The sequence below is a fragment of the Mesorhizobium sp. ES1-4 genome (assembly GCF_020164745.1).
GTDB lineage: Bacteria > Pseudomonadota > Alphaproteobacteria > Rhizobiales > Rhizobiaceae > Mesorhizobium.
The window spans coordinates 63,465-85,350 of record NZ_JAIUGV010000019.1 but is presented as its reverse complement, the minus strand read 5'-3'; the positions used below and the strand labels follow the sequence as shown (position 1 = coordinate 85,350).

At 61.2% G+C, this 21,886-nt stretch carries 22 protein-coding genes and 1 pseudogene; 14 read left to right on the top strand and 9 right to left on the bottom strand.

The annotated features are described in order from the left end of the window. Positions 1 to 42: 42 nt before the first annotated feature. The 4 genes from LB556_RS27480 to LB556_RS27465 all read right to left on the bottom strand — a co-directional run bounded on the left by LB556_RS27480 (position 43) and on the right by LB556_RS27465 (position 4,070). Positions 43 to 1,332 carry a TRAP transporter large permease gene (locus LB556_RS27480; protein ID WP_224570716.1) on the bottom strand — a complete coding sequence of 430 codons (1,290 nt, stop codon included), beginning with the start codon at positions 1,330 to 1,332 and terminating at the stop codon, positions 43 to 45. Beyond that, on the bottom strand, positions 1,329 to 1,889 hold the full coding sequence (locus LB556_RS27475; protein ID WP_224570715.1) for a TRAP transporter small permease: 561 nt from the start codon (positions 1,887 to 1,889) through the stop codon (positions 1,329 to 1,331). The genes LB556_RS27480 and LB556_RS27475 overlap by 4 nt, the downstream gene beginning before the upstream one ends. 65 nt (positions 1,890 to 1,954) lie before the next feature. Next, a complete protein-coding gene (locus LB556_RS27470) occupies positions 1,955 to 2,941 on the bottom strand; it encodes a TRAP transporter substrate-binding protein (protein ID WP_224570714.1) in 987 nt (328 codons plus the stop codon). A gap of 58 nt (positions 2,942 to 2,999) precedes the next feature. Next, positions 3,000 to 4,070 (bottom strand): 4-hydroxythreonine-4-phosphate dehydrogenase PdxA, encoded by a 1,071-nt coding sequence (locus tag LB556_RS27465; protein ID WP_224570713.1) that lies wholly within the window; start codon positions 4,068 to 4,070, stop codon positions 3,000 to 3,002. Between the two features lie 102 nt (positions 4,071 to 4,172). Between LB556_RS27465 and LB556_RS27460 the strand changes: the two genes are divergently transcribed. The 3 genes from LB556_RS27460 (at position 4,173) to LB556_RS27450 (ending at position 6,792) form a co-directional block, all read left to right on the top strand. Next, positions 4,173 to 4,850 carry a GntR family transcriptional regulator gene (locus LB556_RS27460; RefSeq protein WP_224570712.1) on the top strand — a complete coding sequence of 226 codons (678 nt, stop codon included), beginning with the start codon at positions 4,173 to 4,175 and terminating at the stop codon, positions 4,848 to 4,850. Between the two features lie 254 nt (positions 4,851 to 5,104). Further along, on the top strand, positions 5,105 to 5,863 hold the full coding sequence (locus LB556_RS27455; RefSeq protein ID WP_224570711.1) for an SDR family NAD(P)-dependent oxidoreductase: 759 nt from the start codon (positions 5,105 to 5,107) through the stop codon (positions 5,861 to 5,863). Further along, on the top strand, positions 5,860 to 6,792 hold the full coding sequence (locus tag LB556_RS27450) for a sigma-70 family RNA polymerase sigma factor (protein ID WP_224570710.1): 933 nt from the start codon (positions 5,860 to 5,862) through the stop codon (positions 6,790 to 6,792). The genes LB556_RS27455 and LB556_RS27450 overlap by 4 nt, the downstream gene beginning before the upstream one ends. 78 nt (positions 6,793 to 6,870) lie before the next feature. Here the strand turns inward: LB556_RS27450 and LB556_RS27445 are convergent, their stop codons facing one another. The 3 genes from LB556_RS27445 to LB556_RS27435 form a co-directional block, all read right to left on the bottom strand. After that, positions 6,871 to 7,494, bottom strand: coding sequence for an FMN-binding negative transcriptional regulator (locus tag LB556_RS27445; RefSeq protein WP_224570709.1), 624 nt, complete (start codon positions 7,492 to 7,494; stop codon positions 6,871 to 6,873). A 157-nt stretch (positions 7,495 to 7,651) separates the two neighbouring features. After that, positions 7,652 to 8,800 carry an amidohydrolase gene (locus LB556_RS27440; RefSeq protein ID WP_224570708.1) on the bottom strand — a complete coding sequence of 383 codons (1,149 nt, stop codon included), beginning with the start codon at positions 8,798 to 8,800 and terminating at the stop codon, positions 7,652 to 7,654. Between the two features lie 100 nt (positions 8,801 to 8,900). Beyond that, entirely contained in the window at positions 8,901 to 9,356 is a 456-nt protein-coding gene (locus tag LB556_RS27435) for a hypothetical protein (RefSeq protein WP_224570707.1), read from the bottom strand. A 215-nt stretch (positions 9,357 to 9,571) separates the two neighbouring features. On the opposite strand from LB556_RS27435, the gene LB556_RS27430 reads away from it, so the two are divergent. From LB556_RS27430 to LB556_RS31920, 6 genes and pseudogenes are all read left to right on the top strand, one after another. After that, positions 9,572 to 10,432 (top strand): FAD binding domain-containing protein, encoded by an 861-nt coding sequence (locus LB556_RS27430; protein ID WP_224570706.1) that lies wholly within the window; start codon positions 9,572 to 9,574, stop codon positions 10,430 to 10,432. Beyond that, a complete protein-coding gene (locus tag LB556_RS27425) occupies positions 10,432 to 10,908 on the top strand; it encodes a (2Fe-2S)-binding protein (RefSeq protein WP_224570705.1) in 477 nt (158 codons plus the stop codon). The genes LB556_RS27430 and LB556_RS27425 overlap by 1 nt, the downstream gene beginning before the upstream one ends. Position 10,909: 1 nt before the next feature. Then, the gene (locus tag LB556_RS27420) at positions 10,910 to 13,174 is read left to right on the top strand and encodes a xanthine dehydrogenase family protein molybdopterin-binding subunit (protein ID WP_224570704.1); all 2,265 of its coding nucleotides are present in this window, start codon (positions 10,910 to 10,912) and stop codon (positions 13,172 to 13,174) included. Between the two features lie 23 nt (positions 13,175 to 13,197). Then, positions 13,198 to 13,443, top strand: coding sequence for a MoaD/ThiS family protein (locus LB556_RS27415; RefSeq protein WP_224570703.1), 246 nt, complete (start codon positions 13,198 to 13,200; stop codon positions 13,441 to 13,443). Positions 13,444 to 13,609: 166 nt separating this feature from the next. Beyond that, positions 13,610 to 14,254: a glutathione S-transferase family protein gene (locus tag LB556_RS27410; RefSeq protein ID WP_224570702.1), complete on the top strand. Its 645-nt coding sequence runs from the start codon at positions 13,610 to 13,612 to the stop codon at positions 14,252 to 14,254. 80 nt (positions 14,255 to 14,334) lie between these two features. Further along, positions 14,335 to 14,447: pseudogene (locus tag LB556_RS31920) on the top strand (MoaD/ThiS family protein); the annotation flags it as partial. Between the two features lie 98 nt (positions 14,448 to 14,545). On the opposite strand, the gene dgt reads toward LB556_RS31920, so the two are convergent. Further along, positions 14,546 to 16,096: a dGTP triphosphohydrolase gene (dgt, locus tag LB556_RS27405; protein WP_224570701.1), complete on the bottom strand. Its 1,551-nt coding sequence runs from the start codon at positions 16,094 to 16,096 to the stop codon at positions 14,546 to 14,548. 191 nt (positions 16,097 to 16,287) lie between these two features. Further along, positions 16,288 to 17,733, bottom strand: coding sequence for a hypothetical protein (locus tag LB556_RS27400; protein ID WP_224570700.1), 1,446 nt, complete (start codon positions 17,731 to 17,733; stop codon positions 16,288 to 16,290). Between the two features lie 490 nt (positions 17,734 to 18,223). Here LB556_RS27400 and LB556_RS27395 point away from each other — a divergent pair, with 490 nt between their 5' ends. The 5 genes from LB556_RS27395 (at position 18,224) to LB556_RS27375 (ending at position 21,812) form a co-directional block, all read left to right on the top strand. Continuing rightward, a complete protein-coding gene (locus LB556_RS27395) occupies positions 18,224 to 19,024 on the top strand; it encodes an endonuclease III domain-containing protein (protein ID WP_224570699.1) in 801 nt (266 codons plus the stop codon). Then, positions 19,021 to 19,362: a hypothetical protein gene (locus LB556_RS27390; RefSeq protein ID WP_224570698.1), complete on the top strand. Its 342-nt coding sequence runs from the start codon at positions 19,021 to 19,023 to the stop codon at positions 19,360 to 19,362. Before LB556_RS27395 ends, LB556_RS27390 begins: the two co-directional genes overlap by 4 nt. Before the next feature lie 122 nt (positions 19,363 to 19,484). Continuing rightward, on the top strand, positions 19,485 to 20,564 hold the full coding sequence (locus LB556_RS27385) for a PfkB family carbohydrate kinase (RefSeq protein WP_224570743.1): 1,080 nt from the start codon (positions 19,485 to 19,487) through the stop codon (positions 20,562 to 20,564). Next, complete coding sequence (locus LB556_RS27380) at positions 20,561 to 21,157, top strand: 7-cyano-7-deazaguanine synthase (RefSeq protein WP_224570697.1); 597 nt, start codon at positions 20,561 to 20,563, stop codon at positions 21,155 to 21,157. The genes LB556_RS27385 and LB556_RS27380 overlap by 4 nt, the downstream gene beginning before the upstream one ends. Continuing rightward, positions 21,138 to 21,812: a hypothetical protein gene (locus tag LB556_RS27375; protein ID WP_224570696.1), complete on the top strand. Its 675-nt coding sequence runs from the start codon at positions 21,138 to 21,140 to the stop codon at positions 21,810 to 21,812. The genes LB556_RS27380 and LB556_RS27375 overlap by 20 nt, the downstream gene beginning before the upstream one ends. The last annotated feature ends 74 nt before the right edge of the window (positions 21,813 to 21,886 follow it).

The following is a 21,886-nucleotide window of genomic DNA, read 5'->3' as shown; positions in this document are numbered from 1 at the left end:
GGGGCGTTATGTAAGCCCTTTGCGCCAGCCAATGGGGGAGGTCTATTGACCGTAAAATATGCCTACCAGCCAGAGCGACACCGCCGGCACGTACGTAACCAGCAGAAGAACGGTCACCAGGACGCCTATGAATGGAAGGTTCGTTCGCGTCGTGCTCCAGATGTCCGTCTTGGCGATAGCACACGAAGCCATCAGAACGCTGGCGACCGGCGGGGTCTGCTGGCCCAGAGCAATGTTCAGCGTCAGCAGGATGCCGAACTGGATCGGATTGATGCCCAATTGATGGACGAGCGGCATCAAGATCGGCACCGTCAGGATGATTGCAGCGGCGCCGTGCAGCACCATGCCGACGAACAACAAGAACACGTTGATGATCATCAGGACCATGAGCTTGTCCGTGGTGACAGAGGTGATCCCCTGCGCGAGGTGCTGAGGAAGCTCCGCCTGCGTCAGGTAAAGCCCCAGAACGGCGGACGCCGCGACCAGCAACATCACCGTCGCAGTCTGCAGCACGCCGTCGACAAGGGCCACGTAGAGACGCTTTAGATTGAGCTCGCGATAGACCAGGCCACCAATCAGGAGCGCGGCGATGACGGCTAGGCCGGCTCCTTCCGTCGCGGTGACTATGCCGCCGAATATTCCGCCCAGGATGATCACCGGGAGGACCACCGCCCAGACTGCATCCTTTGCGGCCGCCCAGAGACGACCAAGGTTGAAACTCTCCTCGCGCGGCAGATCATAGCGCACCGCAAGATAATAGCTGAGTCCCATCAGCAGGATCCCGCCGATCAGGCCGGGCACGATCCCGGCGACGAAAAGTTTAACAATCGAAGTGTCGGACATCGCACCATAGAGGATCATCGGAATCGATGGTGGGATGATGATGGCAAGCGACGCGGAAGAAGAGGTTATCGCCGCGGCGAATCGCGGGGAATAGCCCTTTTGCTTCATCGCCGGTATCAAGACCGAGCCCAGCGCGGCAACGTCTGCCACCGACGAGCCCGAGATTTCTGCAAAGAACATCGACGCGCCAACTGTTACCATGGCGAGGCCGCCGCGAACAAAACCGATCAGCGCCGATACGAAGGCAATCAGCCGGCTCGATATGCCTCCGGTATTCATTAGGGCACCGGCCAGAATAAACAGCGGTATGGCAATGAGCGGGAAGCTCGTGGCCCCGTCGTAAAGGGACAGGGCTGCGTTGAGGAAACCAAGATTCCCATCCAACGCCCAGGCACCAATCAAGGCGCTGCCGAGGATAGCGACCGCGATTGGCAGCCCAACCGCAATCATCAGGAACATCGAAAGCAGTACCAGCGCCGCTTCGGTCATCTCAGTTGCTCCCCGTTGGCCCGAGCCAGTTCGGCTTCCGCGCGTGCGATTTCAAATTCAATTTCCTGGCCATCCGGATTCCGGCCGGCGCGCACGTCGCCAAGCCGTTCCGGTAAGGTGACAATGCGGCAAACAATCATCAGGACGGCACTGACAGGAACGATCGACTGGACCAGGCTGCGCGGGACAAAGCGAAGCGTCGTCATCGTCTCGGTTCCGAAGAGGCTCAGGATGCTCCAGCCGGCCCATGCCACGATAGCGAAAATCACGAGGAAGATAGCTTCTGTCGCCCAAAACAACGCGATGCGGCCGGGGGCCGGAAGGCCGAAAAGCAACCCGTTGAACCCCAGATGTGTATTACGCAGTGCCGCAAGCGGCGCGCCGGTGAAGGTTATCCAGGCAAGCAGCACGGCGGCCACTTCATCATACCAGATCAGCGAGTTGCCAGTGTACCTGAAGACGACCGCGAGGAGCACGACAGCCGCCAGGACGACGATCATGGCGATGGTTGCGACCTGAAGCGCAAGATCCAGCCAATCTCTGATGCGAGTGAGCATGTTCGGTTCCCAATCGATAGAAAAAAGGGCGACACACGGCTATGTCGCCCGATTGCTGATGCGGGTTAGTTGGAACTTTTGCTCAACGAGAGAACCTGGTCGATCATGGCCCGGCCGTTTGGCACCTCTTCGGCAAACTTGGCGTAGAGGGGGGCGGAGGCATCGACGAAGGCTTGGTGGTCGGCCACGTTGACTTTCATGCCGGCAGCTTTCAACTTTTCCAGCAACAGGTCATCCTGCTCCGCTCCCTGCGCCCGGGCCCAGTTTGCTACCTCCTGTGCGGTTTCAGTCAGAACCTTCTGCACTTCGGGATCGAGTTTCTTGAACGCGGCCACACCAACCGTCGGGTAGGCGGGCGAATAGACATGTCCGGTCATCGACAGGTACTTCTGCACTTCATTGAGTTTGGCGCCGTCTATGTTGGTCAGCGGGTTCTCTTGCCCGTCGACAACACCGGTCTGAAGTGCGACGAAGAGCTCCGAGAACGCCAACGGCGTTGGGTTAGCCCCGTATTCCTTGAACATCGCGACGCGCCAGGACGAATTTGGCGTGCGGATCTTCAGTCCCTGAAGATCCGCGGGAGTGTTGACCGGGTGCTTGTTGTTGGTGATTTGTCGGAACCCGTTCTCCCAGGTGGCCAGCGGCTCGTAGCCTTGTGCCTCGGCTGCCGGCACCAGGACATTCTTGAACAGCGTGTGGTCGATTTTCGCCAGTTGATCTCGGTCCTTAATCAGGAACGGAAGATCGAAAATGGCAAATTCGGGGGCAATTTCAGGCATCGTCGACGATGGCAGTGTAATATTTATCGTGCCAAGCTTGACCTTCTGCAGCATATCCTTGTCTTTGCCGAGCTGCGAATCGTAAAAGACCTTGACAACCGACTTGCCAGCCAGCTTCTCGTTGGCTCGGCGGGCAAACTCAGCGGCCGTTTGTCCTTGCAACGAAGCCGCTTCGGCGCTGATGCCGAAGATGATGTCCTGTGCATTCGCGGCCACTGGGCTAATGGCGGCAACCACGGTTGCCAGTGCCAACAGTGCATTTTTTAGTTTCATGACTGAACTCCTCCCTTCAGTTGACTCGATGCCTGCCACGTCTGTGGCAAAACAGACATCACATTCGCCAGCTCTCTTCGAGAATCCTGGAGAATTGCTCCGGCAGCGCAGCGCGCCGTTCCGGATCCGGCCCGCTGTTCATCTCCATGCCGGCAAGCTTGCGGCCCAGGGCAACGGCATTGAACGTAGCCCCAGTATCGGCCTTGCCCCGACCAGCGATGTCGTAAGCAGTGCCGTGTGCCGGAGTGACGATTGGAAATGGATACCCCGCAATCAGCGTCACGCCGCGATCAAACCCCAAGAGCTTCATCGCGATCTGGCCCTGGTCGTGGAACATCGTCATCACGGCATCGAACTCGCCCCTTATCGCCCGGACAAACACCGTGTCCGAGGGGATCGGACCTGTGACTGCCATTTCGGCTTTTTGTGCCCGCCTGACTGCCGGCAGGATGATGTCTTCGTCCTCGTCTCCGAAATTGCGGCCATCGCCGGCATGTGGATTGAGCGCCGCCACCCCGATGCGAGGGCGGGTGAACCCTGCCTTTTCCATCGTTTCAACTGTCAGGCAAAGACTGCTGAAGATGCGGTCTTCGGTCACCGCATCGGCGACGGCGCGCAACGGAATGTGGGAAGTCACCCGTGCGTTCCAGACCTCCTCGAGCACGTTGAATTCGCGGCCGCTGCGGGCGGCACCGATCGTTTCATCGATAAATCCGATTTCATCGACATAGTCTGACTTGGCCATTCGCATGGCTTGCTTGTTGAAGGGGGTGAAGAACACAAATCCGGCTAGCCCGGCATGTGCTGTCAGCAATGCCGTTCGAAAGTTCTGCAATGATGCGCGTCCCACCCCACGAGACGCCTTACCAGGCGTCACCGCCGCCGGATCGCAGTTTTGCATGTCGACGAAAAGCGAACCGTCCGGCAGATCTCTCGCCAATGCCTCAGGGCCAATAACAGGCAAGTCGATCTCAACACCAGCGTGACGTGCACCCATGTCGAGGATTCGCTTGTCGCCAATTACAATCATGTCGTTCTCGTTGACGGCTGCGTCGGCTAGGACACGGGCCGCCAACTCCGGCCCGATCCCAGCGGCATCCCCAAGAGCGAAAGCAACTCGACCGTTCATGGATTTTCCTTTGGTGTATCTTGTATACAAAATACACACGTTTTATATTTCTTACAAGAGCAGAATCCCGTAGGATGTGGAAAAGGGGAGCATGCGCAAAAGATGTCGGATTACGTGGATCACGAGGTCGGCAATCCAATCGCGATCAAGAAGGAATCGCTGCACGATCAGGTGGCGACGAGGATTCGCGACCTGATCGTTGAGGGCTACCTCGAACCGGGAAGCCGCATCGATGAGGGCCACCTGATCGAACAACTGGGCGTGTCGCGGACGCCGTTCCGTGAGGCGTTGAGGACCCTTGCGGCTGAAGGCCTGGTCATGGTGCGCCCATCGAAGGGCAGCGTGGTGCGCAAACTGTCGCCGGAAGACGTCTTTTCCATGCTTGAGGTGCTTGGACGTCTTGAGCAACTTGCAGGAGAACTCTCCTGTGAACGCGCCACCGACGAAGAAGTCGAAGCCTTGGTGCGCCTTCACAATCGCATGCTCAAACTCTATCAAAAACGTGACCGCATGCCGTACTTCAAATTGAACCAGGAATTTCACACTGGCTTGGCCGCACTTTCCAGGAATCCCACCCTGCAGGAAATGCAGAACAACATTCAGGGCCGGCTAAAACGGATCCGTTTCATTGGCAACAATTCCGCGGACGCTTGGGCGGCAGCGGTTTCTGAGCATGAGAATATGGTCGAAGCTTTGAAGGCGCGTGATGGCAAGCGCCTCGGTGGCATAATGGCAGAACACCTCCGCAAGACATGGGAGCGCGTTCGGGACAGCATTTAGCCAATGGCTGCGGCGACTCAAACGAAACAGCCTTCAGAAAACCCGGTGCGGTTCCGCACGCCAAGCCCATAAGGCCTACTTGGGTTCGTCGACGGAGCGGCAGCCTGATGACAGGATTACCCCGAAAGCTGCCAGTCCGCTCCCGCCCCATATTGGCGGCGTCATGTCCAGACACCATCACCAATCTCGCCCCCCTGACTCTTTTCCCGATCCTCGAACGTCTTAGCTACAGTGAAACACTGGAGCAGGATCCAATGAGCCTCAGGGATAAGAATGTCGTGGTCACCGGTGGCAGCCGTGGGCTTGGCCTCGGACTGGTCGAAGCGCTGGTCGAGCAGGGGGCCAGCGTGACCGTGGTCGCGCGCGGCGCCGAGGCGCTGGACGCTGTCGGCGCGCGGCTTGGGGTCGCCACCATTGCGGCTGACGTCACCGACGAGGACGCGGCCTATCGTATTCTTGGCGAGGTGCGCCCTGACATAGTGGTGCTGAACGCCGGCGCCACGCCCCGGATGGGGCGGCTGGACCGGTTGACGTGGGAGGATTTCTCCGTCGCCTGGGAAACCGATGTCAAGGCCGGGTTCTACTGGCTGCAGGCGGCGCTGAACCTGCCGCTCAAGCCGGGCAGCCGCGTGTTTGTGGGGTCGAGCGGTGCCGCCGTCACCGGATCGCAGATGTCGGGCGGCTATGGCGGCTCCAAGCGGATGCTCTGGTTCATGGCCAAATACGCCAATGGCGTGGCGCAGGAAAAGAGCCTCGGCATACGCTTCCAGGCGATCGTGCCGCGTCAGATGATCCTCGGCACCGGGATCGGCGACGCGGCGGCCGGCGCCTATGCCGGCTCGATGGGCATCACACCCGAACAGTTCGTCACCCGCTTCGGCGCGCCAATGCCGCCCCGGGCGTTCGGCGACAGGGTGGTTTCCGTGCTCGAGGACCCGCAATATGCCGACGGCGTCGTCTTCGGCCTCAACGGCGACGCGGGCGTGACGATCATGGAGGGCGCGGGTCCTTGAGCGACGGAAAGCCAGCCGTGGAGCGCGACCGGCAGGAAGGGCTGCTTGCCCTTGCCGCCGCCTTGCGGCCGGAGCTGCACCGCTATTGTTCGCGCCTCATGGGATCGGTCATCGACGGCGAGGATGTCGTGCAGGACACGTTCGCGCGCGCCTTCGTTGCGCTCGACGAATTGTGCGAGGTGCCGCGGCTCAGGCCCTGGCTGTTCCGGATTGCTCACAATCGCGCGCTGGACCTTTTGCGCAGCCGCGCGATCCGCGCCGCGGAGCCCATCGAGGCGGCGCTCGAGATTGCCGACGGGGCCGATCCGGTGGAGATGCTGATGCGCAGGCAAGCCGTGCAAACCGCCGTGTCGCGCTTCGCGGAGCTTCCGGTGCCGCAACGCAGCGTGGTCATCCTCAAGGACGTGCTCGACGAGCCGCTGGCCGACATCGCCGCCTTGCTTGGCATCACGGTCGATGCGGTCAAGGCGCATCTGGCGCGCGGCCGCGCCCGGCTTCGTCAGATCAACGCCGAGGCCAATCCGCTCCCCGATGCGCGCATCGCATCGGCGGTAACCCTGCGCTACGTCAATCTGTTCAACCAACGCGACTGGGACGGCTTGCGCGCGCTGCTTGCCGACGATGTGAGGCTCCATCAGTCCATGCATCCGCCGCGGGCGGGCGCCGCCGACGTCGGCGTGTTCTTCACGATCTACGCCAAGAGCGACGGCTTGTGGCTCAAGCCGGCATGGCTCGAGGGCCGCGAGGTGATCGCCGTCTTCGGTGACCGGACCGCCCCGAAGCCGGATCATTTCATGTGGCTGGAATGGCGCGAAGGCCGGATCAGCTTCATTCGCGACTACCGCTATGTCAGGTACGTTCTCGACGACGCGGAACTGGAGCTGGCAAGGGAAGCTGGCTCTTCCAGCGGTGGCGGTGGACACCGATAGGCGACAATCGGCGCGTGCCGGATCAGTGCCTGACGGCAGCGGGCGCGGGCCGCCGCACCAGGGCGAGGCGTCGAGCCTTCACGACGGAATCAGGGCGGAGACGTCGCGGTCGGAGGGGCGCTCGCTGGCGGCCAGCCCCGCGACCACGCCGGCGCGGTCGGCGGCGTTGCGGTTCTGGCTCATCTTGCGCTTGCCTTCGAGCCTCGTGACCGGCATGCGCAAGCCGACAATGCCGCGAAGCTGCGACTGGATGAAGTCGGGCGGCGCATCCGACACCGCCCAGGGCGCGGCGCGCACGCCCTCATGCAGGTTCGTCAGCCGGGTGACGACCGCCAGCAGCCTGTCGGCATCCTCGAAGAACTCGACCGGCCCGTAGGCGTGGACCGCGGCGTAGTTCCAGGTCGGCACGACCTTGCCGGTTTCCTGCTTGGTGGCGTACCAGGCGGGCGTCACATAGGCGTCCGGCCCCATGAAGATGGCGAGCCCGTCGCCGATCGCCGGAACGCGCCACTGGGGGTTGGCCCTGGCCAGATGGCCATGGATCACGCCATGCTCGCCCTCGGTCTCGTCGAGAAAAAGGGGCAGGGGGGTGGCGAGCGGCCCGTCCGCCGTGGCGGTGACGAGGTTGGCGAGCCGCGCGGCGCGGATCGTCGCGATAAGACTGTCCTTGTCGTCGTCGCGGAAGGCGGGTGGCGTGTACATTTTCGAACTCCTCGCGTTGCAGGGAGAGATGCCACAAAATCCGGGCTGTTGGAAATATCCAGTTCGAAAAGTCGGGTCGTCCAGCCGGTCGGGGCGGAGCCGTCAAGCCTTTCAGCGCCGGCAAGCCGGCGCCGGTGCTGGCCTGGCTCCGCTGCGATCAGCCGAGAAGGTTGCGCGCCGTGCGCATGAAGATCCTCGAGCCGATCGGGATCAGGTCGTCGGGAAAGTCATAGTCGGGATTGTGCAGCGCCGGGTGGCGTTCGCCGGCGCCGAGGAAGAACATCGCGGACCTGGCGCTGTGGCCGAACAGGCCGAAATCCTCCGAGGCGCGCATCGGCAGGGCTTCCTGCCCATGCACGACGCCTTCTTCGTCGAGGGCGCGTTGCAGGTGTTCGACGGCGTCCGGCGCGTTGACGCTGGCGACGAAGATCTCGTGATTGTCCCAGCAGGCGGCGAGGCCGTGGCGGGCGGCGATCTCCTTGACCAGGGCCTCGGCGGCGGCACAGAGGTCGGCCATGCGCTCGTCGCGGCGGGTGCGCAGCGTCGCCCAGACCTCGGCATGGGCGGGCGCGATGCCAAACACCGCTTCGCCCATCCGCGCATGGGTGACGGTGACCATGGAGAAGTCGTCATCGGCGAAGGTCGCGCGGCCGAGCGCGGGCAGGGCCGGCATCAACGCGCTGATCGCGAGCATGGGCGAGGTTCCGGTTTCGGGCATGGAGGAATGCGCGGTCTTGCCCTCCAGCACGACGCGCATGCCGCGCGAGGCGCAGTTGACCACGCCGGGCTTGAGCCTGACCTCGCCGAACGGCACACCGGGCAGATTGTGCAGCGAGAAGGCGAAATCCGGCGCGATCTCGCCGAAGCGCGGATCGGCGACGACGCCGGCCGCGCCATTGCCGGTTTCCTCCGCCGGCTGGAACATCAGCACGACGCGGCCGCTGGCCGGCCGCTGGCGGCCGAACTGGCGGCCAAGCGAGGCGATGATCGCGGTGTGGCCGTCATGGCCGCACATATGCGACTTGCCCGGCACCTGCGAGGCATGCGGCACGCCGGAAAGCTCCTCGATCGGCAGCGCGTCGAGTTCGGAACGAAACAGGACGGTCGGTCCGTTCTTGCCGCTGTCGTAGATGGCCGCGACGCCATGGCCGCCGAGGCCGGTCAGCACTCTGTCCGGCCCGGTGTCGGCGAGGAAGGAGACGACCTCCTTCGCCGTCATCTCCTCCTCGTTCGAGATTTCCGGCTGCCGGTGCAGCTTGCGCCGCCACTCGGTCAGTTCGACGATGTCGCGATTGGTCAGGGTCATGCTTTTCGCCTCGGTTCCATTCCCGTGCTAGCGATATACGGCCGTGACCGCCACGGTCCAACGCCCAGGCTTCGGCGGGCCAGAAACGTTTGCGCCCGGCCTATTTCACGCGGTTGGGGCAGAGCGCCTTGAACTGATCGAGCGTGTAGCCGTAGCCGGACGCGCCGGAGCCATCGAGCACCACCTTCTCGTCGACGGCGGTGATCCGGTAATCGGTTGTCACGTCGGTGCCCTTGTTGCGGCCCTGGAACAGCATTTTTGCGCCATAGAAGGTGGTGAACTCGCCGGTCTTGCAGTTGGCGGTGATTTCGAAGTGCAGCGGCGCCTTCATTTCCGCGTCGACGCACTCCTCGGTGAAATCATGGCCATATTCGCGGCAGTAGACGCGGGCGTTGCGCCTGCTGTGTTTGGCCGGGATGCTGGCGTGCGCGGAGCCGATGCCGGACTTCTTGACGATGGTAAGCTCCATCCCGACCCTGGCGCCGTAATAGAGCGTCGCGGCGCCGGCCGACGAGGCCAGCGGCACGGCGCAAAGCACAGCCAAGACACGTCGCATGGAATTCCTCCCCTGGCGGGCAAGGATCGGCGCGCGGCGCGGGGCGGTCAAGCCCCAAATGCACCGCCCTGTGCCGACGCTTCCCGGGGGTGCCTGGCTTCATGTGGACCGCATTTTGCCGCACCTGGCCCAATCGCCTCGGCCCACGAACCGGATGGTCATTATGAGGAGACCGTTTATAACGGTCGCTGAAATCGCGATACCAAGGGGAGACGATGCGCTACATACGTCCGCTTTCAATCGAAGATGCCGTCGGCCAACTGGCCGGAGCGGCCGGCCCGGCCGCCATCCTTGCCGGCGGCAGCGACCTGCTGGTGAGGATGAAGGGCGGCTTTGTCGAGCCCGAACTGATCATCGACATCAAGTCGATCGCCGGCTTGCGCGACATCAGCGAAACCGCCGACGGCTTCAGCATCGGTGCCGCCGTGCCCTGCGCCGTGCTGGGCGAGAACGCCGCGCTGAAGAAGGCTTGGCCCGGCGTGGTCGAGGCGGCCAAGCTGATCGGCTCCAAGCAGGTGCAGGGTCGCTGCACCATTGTCGGCAATCTGTGCAACGCCTCGCCGGCGGCCGACAGCGTGCCGGCGCTGGTGGCGGCGGGCGCGAAGGCGGTGGTCGTCGGCCCGTCGGGCAAGCGCACGATTGCCGTCGAGACGGTGCCGACCGCGCCGGGCAGGACCTCGCTCGCCAAGGGCGAGATCATCGAGGCGATCCTGCTCGGCAAGCGCGCGCCGCGTTCGAGCGACGCGTATCTGCGGTTCATTCCGCGCACCGAGATGGACATCGCCGTGGTCAGCGCCGGCGTCAACCTGACGCTGGACGAGGCGGGCGTGGTGACGGCGGCCCGCGTGGCGATCGGCGCCGCCGCGCCGACCGTGTTGCTGGTGGAAGAAGGGGCCGAGGCCCTGGTCGGCCGCAAGCTCGACGAAGCGGCGCTGGAGCGGCTGGCCAAGGTCTGCGCCGGGGCCTGCCGGCCGATCGACGACAAAAGAGGCACAATCGAATTCAGGCGCAAGGTTGCGGGCGTGCTGGCCAGGCGGGCCGCAATGACCGCCTATGCACGCGCGGGAGGCAAATAATGGCTGGTGTAGCGGTTTCAACCACGATCAACGGCGACAGCGTCGAATATCTCTGCCAGCCCGACGAGACGCTGCTCGACGTGCTGCGCGACCGGCTCGGGCTGACCGGCGCCAAGGAAGGCTGCGGCACGGGCGACTGCGGCGCCTGCAGCGTCATCCTCGACGACCGGCTGGTGTGTTCGTGCCTGGTGCTGGGCGCGGAAGCCGAGGGCCGGCGCATCGAGACCGTCGAGGGCATGGCGCATGGCGACAAGCTGCACCCGCTGCAGCAGAAGTTCCTGGAGCACGCAGCGCTGCAATGCGGCATCTGCACGCCGGGCTTCCTGATCGCGGCCAAGGACCTTCTGGCCAAGAACCCCGACCCGACCGAGGAGGAAATCCGCTTCGGGCTGGCCGGCAACCTCTGCCGCTGCACCGGCTATGACAAGATCGTGCGCGCCGTCCAGGACGCCGCACATGTGATGAAGGGAGCCTGAGATGAATTTCGATCCGCGTTTTTCCGGGCGTAAATTCGCTTCCGTCGGCACGCGCCCGATCCGCCCCGACGGTGTCGACAAGGTGACCGGCCGCGCCCGCTACGGCGCCGACTTCAACATGGCCGGCCAGTTGGTCGGCCGCGTGCTGCGCAGCCCGCACGCGCATGCCAAGATCCGCAAGATCGACACCTCGAAGGCGGAAGCGCTTGCGGGCGTCAAGGCGGTGATCACCGCCGCCGACCTGCCCGATCTCACCGATGGCGATGCCGCCATGTACGACATCCTCGACAATTGCCTGGCGCGCACCAAGGCGCTCTATGACGGCCACGCGGTGGCCGCGGTCGCCGCTGTCGATGCCCACACCGCCAGGCAGGCGCTGAAGCTGATCGAGGTCGACTACGAGGTGCTGCCGCATGTCACCGATGTCGACGAGGCGATGGCGCACCACGCGCCGCTGATCAACGACACGGTCTTCACCGAGGGGCTGGAGGAAAAGCCGGTCAAGCCGTCCAACGTCACCAAGCGCTCGCAGTTCGGCCATGGCGACGTGCATCAGGGTTTCGGCCACGCCGATTTCATCGTCGAGCGCTCGTTCAAGACCGAGCAGACGCACCAGGGCTATATCGAGCCGCATGCCTGCGTGGCGAGCGTCTCGTCCGACGGCACGGCGGAGCTGTGGGTGTGCACGCAGGGCCATTTCGTCTACCGCCAGCACTGCGCGCAATTGCTTGGCATGGAAGCCTCGAAGCTGCGCGTCACCTCCTCGGAGATCGGCGGCGGTTTCGGCGGCAAGACCCATGTCTGGGCCGAGCCGGTGGCGCTGGCGCTGTCGCGCAAGGCCGGCCGCCCGGTGAAGCTTGTTATGACCCGTGACGAGGTGTTCCGCGCCTCCGGTCCGACCAGCGCCACCTCGATCGACGTCAAGATCGGCGCCCGCAAGGACGGCACCATCACGGCTGCCGAAGCGACGCTGCGCTACAGCAGCGGCCCCTATGCCGGCGCCTGGGCCGAGGTCGGCGCCATGACGGCGTTTGCCTGCTACAAGCTCGATAACGTCAAGACGGTCGGCTACGAAGTGCTGGTCAACCGGCCGAAGACCGCCGCCTATCGCGCGCCCTCCGCGCCGATGGCGGCGTTCGCGGTGGAAAGCGCTGTCGACGAGCTCGCCAAGGAGCTCGGCATCGACCCGGTCGAGTTCCGCATCAGGAACGCCGCCCAGGAAGGCACGCAGTCCTCCTACGGCCCGGTCTACGGGCCGATCGGCATCGGCCCGACGCTGGAAGCGGCCAAGAACCACGCGCATATGAAGGCGCCGCTGAAGAAGAACCAGGGGCGCGGCATGGCCTGCGGCTTCTGGTTCAATTTCGGCGGCCAGACCTGCACCGATTTGAACATCGGCATGGACGGCTCGGTGTCGCTCGCCGTCGGCACGGTCGATGTCGGCGGCTCCCGCGCCTCGCTGTCGCTGGTGGCGGCGGAGGAGCTCGGCATCGACTACAGCCAGGTCAAGGCCATCGTCGCCGACACGTCGAGCCTTGGTTACAACGACATGACCGACGGCAGCCGCGGCACCTTCTCGTCGTCGATGGCGACGATCTCGGCCGCCCGCAACGCGATCAAGACGCTGCGCGAGCGCGCCGCGCAGATGTGGGATATCTCCGTCGACGACGTCGCCTGGGAACAGGGGCACGCGGTCGCCAAGGGCGAGAAGCACGGCAATCTCGGCAAGCTGTCGCTGAAGGAGATCGCGGCGCAATCCGGCAAGACCGGCGGGCCGATCGCCGGCCACAGCGAGCTCGTCGCCGACGGCGCCGGCGTCTCCTTCGCCACCCATATATGCGACGTCGAGGTCGACCCCGAGACGGGTGCGACCAGGGTGATCCGCTATACGGTGGTGCAGGATGCCGGCAAGGCGGTGCACCCGACCTATGTCGAGGGCCAGTACCAGGGCGGCGCGGCGCAAGGCATCGGCTGGGCGCTCAACGAGGAGTATATCTACGGCAAGGACGGCCGGCTGCAGAACGCCGGCTTCCTCGACTACCGCATCCCGGTGTGCTCCGACCTGCCGATGATCGACACGCAGATCCTGGAAATCCCCAACCCCAACCACCCCTATGGCGTGCGCGGCGTCGGCGAAACCTCGATCGTGCCGCCGCTGGCGGCGATCGCCAACGCGGTCTCGAACGCCGCCGGCGTGCGCATGACCCACATCCCGATGTCGCCGCCGCGCATCCTGGCGGCGATCGAGGCGGAACGGGAAGGCTAGGGCATGATGAAGGCCTTGCTCTAATGGTCGAAGTCACGCTCTGGGGCGCACTGGCTGCGACCGCCGGAGGCCAGAGCAAGGTCGAGGTCGAGGCCAAGGACATCAGGGAGCTGTTCAGGAAACTGGCTGAACAGTATCCCGGCCTGGAGCCATGGATCGACCGCGGGATCGCGGTGGCGATCGACGGGACGATTTATAGGGATACGTGGAGCAAGGAGCTGCCGCAGGGGGCGGAGATTTTTCTGCTGCCGAGGTTGGCTGGGGGGTGAGGGTCAGCGCCGGCTCACCGCCATGCTTAGCCCGCCGAGCACATGGCCCTGTGCCGCGCGAAAGACCTCGAAGACAGCGGAAATCTCACCGACTTTTGCCGGCGTGTTGTCGGACCGGTCTGGTTTCGAACGTTCCTGGGATAGCGCGCTATCAGAGGAGGCAGCCATGACCTACAGAACACTCCCCACCATCACCGTCTTTGAACGGTCGCCTGATGGCGGGCAGGGACTGGCGCGTGACATGCCCGTTCGCTGGGCGCTCGAAGAAGCGGGGCAGCCTTACGAGGTACGCCTGGTTTCGTTCGAGGCGATGAAGCAGCCCGCGCATCGCGCGCTTCACCCCTTCGGGCAAATCCCGACCTATGAGGAAGGCGAGCTCGCTCTGTTCGAGTCGGGGGCGATCGTGCTCCATGTCGCGGAGCGCCATGCGGGCCTGTTGCCGGACGATGCCAATGCCCGCGCACGCGCGATCGCCTGGCTGTTCGCCGCGCTGAGCACGGTGGAGCCGCCGATCATCAACCGGGGCGTCGACGAGCCTTGGTACGAGCAGCGCCGGCCTCTCGTGGAGGAAAGCATCCGCAACCGATTGGGCGACCTATCCAGCCGGCTTGGCGATGCCGACTGGCTCGACGGCGCCTTCAGTGCCGGCGACCTGATGATGATGTCGGTGCTGCGCCGGTTGCGGCGATCCGGCATTCTGGACGAATACCCAAACCTCTCCGCCTATGTCGCCCGCGGCGAAGCGCGCCCCGCCTTCAAACGCGCCTTCGCCGCCCAACTGGCGGTTTTCGCCGCCGCATCGGTTAATTAATCGAGATTGATCGCGAACTCGCAGTTGTCTTGCGAGCGTTTGTCCAGTCGGTCGGAGGCAGGACCAAGGTGAGATCGTTGATCGACCGTGGCATCGCGGTGGCGATCGACGGGTGATCTATCGCGATACGTGGGGGAAGGAACTGCCGCCGGGGGCGGAGATTTTTCTGCTGCCGAGGTTGGCTGGGGGGTGAGAGGCAGGAAGCCGACATCGGCTAGCGCCAAGATCTCCATCACTGACATGCGCTGGCCAGTATGCCAGCGGTCGCTTCATTCGAAAATGCCATCCAGCCTAAATCGGCTTGAACATGCTTTCCGCTGAATCAGATTTCAGGCGCGCCCAAAATTCCATTGCATAGCGATCGGTCATCCCAGCGACGAAGTCACAAACATCTCTGGCCTTCACACCAACGTTGGGTGCTGTCCGTACGCGTTCCCGCACGTCGGCTGGCATCAAAATAGTTCCCCGATCGCTCATCAGTGCGTCGAAAATGTCCCGCACCAAGTCGAAACCTCTGTATTCTCCGATCTTTACGCGCGGTGCATAGATCGCCGCTTCGAACGTGTACTGCTTCAGAACCTCCTGCTGGAGCCGTTCCCGATATGGCAACTTTACAGTGCTCAGGGCGGGGCAGTCGGCATTATATTCGAGCTCCACCGACGAAATGAATCTATGCACAAGCTCGGATGAGAAAGCTGTGCGCTCATAACCGTCTTCGCTGTTCAATCGGGATGCCCGATACGCGCCGATGAAATCTTCGAATTGCTGGTCTTTGGTCTCCGATGTGGCACTTAGTGTCCCTGGGGCGCCTGCTCGCTTTTCATCTGTCGACATGCCGCTATGAGCTAGCGCCTGCTTATCACCTGCTTTTTCTTCGACCCCAGCCGGTTCTTCGTCAGTAGGCTTGAAGACACTAGCGAAAATGTCGACAAGGGCCGCAAGAACCGCACCAGAGCCAATGGGCGGGTCCAGCTTCATTTCTTCTGAAACGCGTTGAGCAACCTTGCTGAGCAGGGGTTCTTCAGACGCAACTATTTCTGCTGCTGTGAGGAAGCCAACCTTCAAGCAATCTTCCAAGTCGTAGACCGAATAAGCGATGTCATCGGCCAAATCCATTATCGAGCATTCGAGTGTCTTGAACTTGGCAGGCGCAACGATCTTGTAGTCGCCGAGGATGGACTTCTTCACGCTCTTTACAATCTCGGCTTCGGAGGTGTAGTAGCCCTTGACGATCTTCTCGTTGTCGCCACGGATTGGTGGGATGCATTTGTCGTATTTCAGCACAGCCGCAAGAGTTCTGTGGCAAAGGTTCAGCCCTGCCCTGATGTCCCCGCTTATTGGATCGTCGTAGCGCTCTTTCTTTTCAAGCCTCGTGAGAATTCTCAAGGTCTGAGCGTTGCCTTCAAAACCTCCATACTTCCGCATGGCCGCGTCGAGAGCACGCTCTCCATTATGTCCGAACGGGGGATGGCCAATGTCGTGCACCAACCCCGCGGTGGCGCAAATGCGCCCGTTGATTTCGGCACCCAACTTGGCGGAATATGCGTACGTAGCTCGCTCGGCAATGCCTTGCGCGATCTGCGCGACTTCGAGCGAATGTGTCAGGCGATTTCTGAAAAAATCAGATTCACGACTCGGGAAAACCTGGGTCTTTCCCTGTTGCCTGCGAAAGCTTGCACTGTGGATTATTCGACCGTAATCGCGCGTATAGTTGTTTCGCCATGGAACATCGTGAGAGTCATCGCGTTGAACTTCCCGCCGTTCGTCGTTCTCTTTGTTATAGAGCTGTCTTGGCTCGTTTGACTTGCTCGGGAGTGCTGTGCTTTTGCTCGGCTTCACCATAGTACCCGCGATTTTCCTTCTGATGCTCGGCGCGCAGGCGCAAGGCCTCTTTCAAGACTCCAAGCTGGGACTCTGCTCTCTTACGAGTGTTTTCAAGAGAGGTCAAAACCATCGTTCAATCCTTCGCGTTGTTTCTTGTTTATACTATGAGGCCTTGGATGTTCTCATTATGTTCCGATTTTCCGCCTGGGTCAATCGGTCTTCATGCCGCGATCTATCCTCAGCCGCGTCGGGACAGATGCTTTTCTGACGACGTCGGCGATGTGACTTGTCAGACCTACTTCCCCCTCCAGCAGAAGGCCATGACCCGCAGGAATCAACTCGATGGCTTTACGTAGCGCGTCCAATCCCAGACGAACATCAAAAACTTTCCACATCACGGCATTACCTGGAACGATAGTCGATCCCGACGAAACGCTGCGCCCTTTGTGCAGTTGCACCAGCCACGCGGTTGCTCCGTCGTAGACCCATTCAAACCTGACAGGTCCCAGTTGATCTGAGAGTCGTTGATAGAGCGTTTCAACGGCTTCAAAAACTTGCGCTGGCAATGGTGAGGGCGGAACCTCGCCGAGCATGAACACATCGCCGGTGCCGGCAATGCCTTCGACCTGCAACTCGCCATCAGCATCGACAAGTGCCGCACCTGACCATTCAGCGGCCACGCCTTCCTGGCACAGGACGGCAGCGATGAACCGGTGGTCAGGATCTTCGGAACTCAGCAATTTGAACGGATCGTGCCAGCCGCGAGCCGTGGTGAAGCGGCCGGGCATCTGCTCCCTCGGACATGTTCGTGTCCAAACTTCGCCGGAGCCGGTGCTTTCGCCGAACGTGAATGGCGCAACGCGCCGCGAGATCACGGTCGTCCGAGGAACCGGCGCACCGGCAAGATGGCCAATGAGGAGACCATAGGTCTTGTCTCCAATCATCTGAGAGAACCCGTTCGGCCATCGGAGATGAATGTCCGAAGCATGTGGAAGCTCCTGCTGGCCGAACTCCCAATAGATGACGTGTGCGCGGCGATAGCCGCGAGGTCTTGGATGCAGGCTGAATTCTAGCCGGGCATTACGTGCGGCGGCAAAGTCAGGAACGAACCCATAGACGATCTGGAACATGTGCTGCGCCCACAAAGCGGGCAAGGCGGCAAATCCAGCTTTCTCCACGCCCCTCGGCGTGACGTCGGGACCGAACTCCACGACATTGCCAAGGATAACCCCAGATACGCCGCCGTCGCCAACGTCGATCGTCTCATTTACGATTGTATGCCAGCCGTCAGCAGAAAGACGCGAGACAGCAGCTATCACGTCATCGGGCGAGGAGAGGCCGTACAGAAACTCGGCGCTTTGAGGCTGATTCTCATTGAAGGATCGGACATTTAGCGTTCCCTCGACGCTTTTCGCGAACATCGCGACAACAGCCTCCTCCAGGCTTTTGAACCGATGATCTGGCGGCAGGTCGGCGATACGGGCGAATTGTTGGACTGGGCCATCTGAGCCCGGCGCGAAACTGACGAACTGTGCGACATTGAAGTCATCTGCAAGACGCGCGAGTCCAACGTCCTTGCGAAACGCTGACTGTGATTGATTCATGTCACTCGATCGGTGGTTTGGCATGCCAGTCGGTTCGTTCTGTCCGCCCATCACGAGAATTTCGAGAAGGTGTACCTATTCACCTTAGCGCCTTTCGTTCGATCTGGGCCAGCGGTTGAGGCTTTTAGGTGTGGAAAGACGTCGCCCCATTACAGCCAATAAACCTGCGAAGGCATCATTCGTCAGGACATCTCCACAAGGCCTCGAAGAATATGCATAATATGCATTCTTTGCTTGGGCTTCGCTCCCGCCAGGCGGCGAATTATGGTTTCCACCTCCTCACTTGAAATCTCATTCTTTGAGGGTAAGCGAGACAGCCACAAGACAAACTCTCGTTCCAGATTTTCCGTAAGTTTTGCGCGATTATTCAATATCTTACTAACGTAGGATTGCGTGTATCCGCACGAAGATGCGAGCTTGGCTTGGCTGATCCGAAATCGGCCCATCGCGTCTCGAACTTCATCCAGGATCATGGGGTCCGTGCTTGTCATTTCCACCATAACTTAATATGAATAACATGAATACAATTCGGATTCGAAAGATGCAACAGGTGATATCGCTGAGGGACGGGAAACCGGTATTCCTGCACCTTCCAGAGGCTGATGCAGAGGTTGTGCCGTCGGTACCGTGGGGAAATTTCGCGGCGGTATTCACTCCGGCATTCTGGGCAACTCAGGTGTGGATGGAGACGATGAATGCTCAGAAGAGCGAGACGGGGCTTGGAGAGACGCTAATCGAAGAGGTGCTGGCCTGCCTGCTTGGCGGACATGGAGCGCCGGCGGAAGTCGGCCTTGCTGCGTACGATCGGGTTCGCGCCTATCTACAAAGGAATGGCACGGGACTATCGCTTGCCGAGGCTGAGGCATTGCTCTCCGAACCTTTGTCGGTTCGCGGAAGAACCGTGCGCTACCGTTTCGCCAAGCAACGTGCCCGCTATCTACACGGATGCCTTTCCGGCCTGTCGAATCTTGATGAAGGGTCACTTGCTGATCGAGAGCTACGCGACAGACTGTGCCACTTGCCGGGTGTTGGTCCCAAAACAGCGTCATGGGTGGTGCGCAACCGACGCCGAAGCGACAACGTCGCAATACTAGACGTTCACATCATTCGCGCCTGCTGCCATATCGGCATATTTCCCGCCAATGCAAATCCGGCCACGGACTATTTCGGCTTGGAGAGAAAATACCTTGATTTCAGCTCTGCGGCAGGCGTGCGAGCGTCAATACTTGACGCTGTAATGTGGAAAATCATGCGAAGCGTTCATCCGCGGTTGATTCAGAGATTGATGAATTGTCAGAATCGCGCTTTAGTCTACTCGCATCAAGCGGGAGGCGAACGATGAGCGGCGGTGGCGGTGGTGGTGGTCGCGACGATCTGGGGCCTGTCGTCGATGATGGATTCGACCAGTGCAGCAGAAGCTACGAAGCTCCGATTAACAGCCCAAAGCCTTCCGTTTTAGGACCACTAAATGTCGGTGACGTCTTGGATGTCCTGGTGGTTCCAACGGGAAGCTCCTCTACCCTAGCGGTGATGGACTCTAAAGGCAGTATTGGCGGTTCACTTACATTTTTCGGATACCTGCAAGTGATCAATTGCATCGTACAGCAGGCTGTGACTTACAAGGCTGAGATCCTGTCGATCGCTGGTGGTGTTTTCATCGTCAGGGTGGCTCCCGTTTGAGCCGCGATATAACTGTAGTAGGGGGCGTGTATCACGAGCGCTGTCTGCAACCGGTCTGGGATCGGGTGTATGGCTCGGCTGGTCGCGCGGCTCTGGCTATCGCGCAACTGGCAAGCGGACGCGTGCGCTTGCATGGCTACGCCAACGAAAAGTTGCAAGACAGGATCGCGTTCGAGGCGTCGCTTGCTGATGTAGAGCTTGATCTGGTTGAGACGGAGCAGCCGATAATCTTCGACTATGTCCATACGTTAGCCGTGCCGTTTATAACGCCGCCGCCCGCGATCTTGAGAAAACTCCCGACTCTCACAGTCGAGAATGATGTCGTTATCCGCTATGGAATGATGGAAGCCGACGCCGTCGTAACAGCAAAGGTAGCCGTATACGATCCGCAATCCGCGTTTCAAGCAAAGCCGTTTCGAGAAAACGGCTCGTCGGCGGCAAGGCTTGGTGTGGTGCTGAATCGATTGGAGTTGCTATCCATCACCGGGAGCGACGACCCAAGGGTCGGTGCCGACTGGCTATTCGAGCACGATGATGCGGAAATCGTTGTCTTGAAGATGGGCGCGATGGGTGCTCTTGTACTTACGCATAGCGCCGAGCACCCAGTGCCGCTCTACTCTTCTGACACTGTTTGGAAGCTTGGCTCAGGTGACGTCTTTTCTTCGATGTTTGCGGGGTTTTGGGCCATACAGGGGATGGATGCCGTACAGGCCGCTGACTTGGCATCGCGCGCAACTGCCTGGTACTGCAATGAGCGGACGCTTCCGCCTCCCAACGCTGCTGGGTTGAGAGCCACTGGGGCGACGCCGATCAAGGCAGGCAAAGGACGTATCTACCTAGCTGCACCATTCTTTGATCTCGGGCAGCGTTGGCTTGTCGAAGAGACACGTCTCGCGCTGATTGATGCTGGCGCAAAGGTGTTCTCTCCGATTCATGAGATCGGGCCAGGCAAGGCGGATGTCGTCGCGCCAGCGGATCTATTGGGATTGGAGAGTTGTGACGTCCTTTTTGCTATTCTTAATGGCATGGATCCTGGCACGGTGTTTGAAGCGGGATATGCGAAGAAAAAGGGGATTCCGATCGTCGCGTTGGCCGAGAATGAGAAGGAAGAAGACCTGAAAATGTTCGTTGGATCTGGTGCAATTATCGCGAAGGATTTCGTCACCGCCGTCTACAAGGCGATCTGGAGTCTTCCTTCTTGAAGACGGCGTTGCTCTTATCCGGTGGAATGGATTCCGTCAGCATTGCATGGTGGAAAAGACCGGATGTCGCCATTACTATTGACTACGGTCAAAAGGCTGCTGACGCCGAGATTGAGGCTGCTGGGCATGTTGCCCGACTTCTCAACATCGCTCATGAAATCATTCGCGTGGACTGCTCCAAGCTCGGATCCGGCGATATGGCTGGCACCGATCCATCGGCGGTCGCGCCGGTCTCGGAGTGGTGGCCGTTTCGGAATCAACTGCTGATAACATTGGCGGGGATGGCGGCAGTGCGAAGCGGGGTGCCGCGCCTACTGATTGGCGCCCTGGCCACGGACAAAGTTCACGCCGATGGCCGAGCGGAGTTCGTGGAGGGAATCTCGGACCTCATGGCTCTGCAGGAAGGGGGTATCGTTGTCGAAGCGCCCGCGATCAAGCTGAACGCCGTCGAACTGGTAAAGGACTCGGGCATCGACCAGGATATCCTTGCCTGGGCTCATTCGTGCCACGTCGGCAACTACGCTTGCGGGCGGTGTAGGGGTTGCCTCAAACATTACAACACATGGTCTGCACTTGGCTGGACTCCTCACTGACGAACCGGTACCACACGCAGCCCCGAGCGGCTGGAGCGCATGGTTACCTGCGGGCGCAATCATCGAGGCGCTGCAAGTTCCGCGAACTGTTGATGGCAAGCTTTTCCACGAAGTGTTGGAAAGCCGACGCTCGCGGGTCGGCTCGGCGGTGAGCTGGTCCGATGTTGAGAAGCTGCTCTGGTACGGCTGCAGAACCATTCACAATCGAGGTATCGGCAGAGCAGGTATTCCAATTGAGTGGCGTAGGGCACCATCAGCGGGCGGGCTTCATGCGGTCCAGATAATATGCCAGATGAACTATGGCGACCTCAGTCCGCGAATCTACCTTCCGGCTCGTCATGCATTCGCGCTGATCGCCTCCGCCACCGAAGCGTACAAGCAGAACTGCAAGGACGTACAGGCGGTTCTGGGGAGGACCACCGGGTGCACCCTGCGACTGATCGCTGACATCCGGAAAATAGATGCAGCATACCAAAACGGAGAAAGCCTGGCTTGGCGAGATTCAGGGTCATTGGGCGCAACACTTTGCCTAGTTGCCGAATGGCTAGGGCTGAAAAGCACTATCCTGGGGTTCGCGGGAAACAGCTACCTGAAAACGATCGGCTTTCCGGACAACCGCTTTCTCGCCGTAGGGGCTGTCCAACTCACCAGCTAGCTTTGCTTCTCCGCCCGTGCGGCTGTTTTGCCGTGCCAATTGCCGAGGCGCACGCGGAAACGTTCGGGGGGCGC